Source organism: Mycobacterium sp. UM_11 (assembly GCF_001414075.1).
GTDB lineage: Bacteria > Actinomycetota > Actinomycetes > Mycobacteriales > Mycobacteriaceae > Mycobacterium.
In genome coordinates this window covers 1-406 of record NZ_LATC01000248.1, presented here as the reverse complement: position 1 = coordinate 406, position 406 = coordinate 1, and the positions used below count along the sequence as shown (strand labels likewise).

Below are 406 nucleotides of genomic sequence, written 5' to 3'. Positions count from 1 at the left end.
TCGGTGAGCACATCGACCGCCGACAACCTCGTGCCCGGATCAGCCGTCATCGCCTCCAACACCCGCCGCAACCGCTCCACCAACGCGCTCACGGTGCCCGGATCGAACACGTCGGTGTCGTACTCGACGCGCAGACCGAGCTCCGTCCCGGGGGTGGCTTGCATGGTCAGTGGGTAGTGGTTGGATTCGCGGCTGGCGAACTCGTCCATGACCAGCGCGCCGTCGGCAGCCAACGCCGTGGTTTCTATCGGGTAGTTCTCGTAGACGAACAGGGTGTCGAACAGTTGGTCGTGGCCGGTGGCGCGGTGAATCTCGTTGAGCGCCAGGTGTTGATGGTCGAGGGTGTGGTTGTGGGCGTTGTGCAGTTGTTCGAGCAGGTCGGCGGTGGTGGTGGCCGGGGTGATGG

The 406-nt window shown here is 64.8% G+C and carries 1 protein-coding gene; it reads right to left on the bottom strand.

The genetic code is table 11. The features are described from left to right. A partial coding sequence (locus WU80_RS24865; RefSeq protein WP_156371909.1) for a condensation domain-containing protein occupies positions 1 to 406 on the bottom strand: 406 nt, incomplete at both ends.